Source organism: Polaribacter sp. Z022, assembly GCF_023555495.1.
Taxonomy (GTDB): domain Bacteria; phylum Bacteroidota; class Bacteroidia; order Flavobacteriales; family Flavobacteriaceae; genus Polaribacter.
Genome location: NZ_JALCZO010000023.1, coordinates 1 through 1,165, shown reverse-complemented (window position 1 = coordinate 1,165; position 1,165 = coordinate 1). Strand labels below are relative to the sequence as shown.

Here is a 1,165-nt window from a genome sequence, read left to right as displayed (position 1 = left end):
ACGTTGTGCGTCATTTAACCCAAGCCTACCAATGTCATTTCTAACTGAATATTCTTATCGCCAATTAATTGAAAGAGTTGAAATAAAAGATATTGACCGAATTGACAAACAATTCTTCAAAACTAATATTTTTGATAACGATTATCTATTCTACTTTTACAATCAACTCGAATTAAAAAAATTATTGGCTGAAAAAATGTTATTAAGTGGAGAAAATCGAGATGTTTTAGTTTACCAAGAAGTACCTGAAAGAGAAGATAATTTGAATTTTGTTTTGTCAATTGAGGGAAATGTAAAATACCATAAAGACCACACTTGTAAAGCCTTGCATAAAGGATTTAAAAACTTCTTTATGCCTGAACCTGTTGTTAGATTAGAAGAAACAAATAACGAAAAACACAAAAAAATAGTTAACGAAATTAGAAATTGGTTTAAACTAAAAAATTATACTGTTGAAAGGTATGAAAATGAGGAAATAAATGATCAAATATTGACAAGAGATTTCAATTCAACATTTCCAGAAAAATTTGAAATTGACAAAATATCAATAAGTCAATCAGACAAAGGACAATTCAAATGGTATATTGAAAAGAAAACAAAAGGAATAAAGCATACAGATAAATCATTTAATTACGAAACTTTTTTAGATAAAATAATTGAATTAATAAAAGGTAGAGACTTTTTATGTAATAGTAAAACTATGCAAAATCTATCGAGGTACGATTTTTTAATTCGTAAAGACAATCAATCAATTATCGAATATATAAAAGATAGTATTCAGAATGGCTACTTAAAAGAAGTTAGTCCAGAATTTATAAAGAATTTTGGGATTGAAAGATTAAAAAGTTTTTGGCAATCTCATTTAAAACTAAAAAGAAAATCAATGAAATTATTGTCCGACTATTTTAAATGGACTTATAATTATGGTAATAATACTTTTAGCGAAATTTTCCTTGAAGACTATAATTTGAGACCTTGTAGATTATGCTATAACGAAACTGAAATTAAAATAATACTGAACGAAAAATAAAAACGAACGCACAACACCGTGTATAATTAATGGCTAGTTCTCGCCTACTTACGAAAATCCTCGCGGATTTTCTATTCGGTATTTATTTGCTAAATTAGGTGCTTAAACACACCACTAATCATACACAAACACGTT

1 protein-coding gene is annotated in these 1,165 nt (G+C 27.1%); it reads left to right on the top strand.

What is annotated here, in order from left to right; translation table 11 throughout:
- Positions 1-1,030: hypothetical protein (locus MPF13_RS15390; RefSeq protein ID WP_249983651.1), on the top strand; the 1,030-nt coding region annotated here is incomplete at its 5' end.
- Positions 1,031-1,165: the final 135 nt, after the last annotated feature.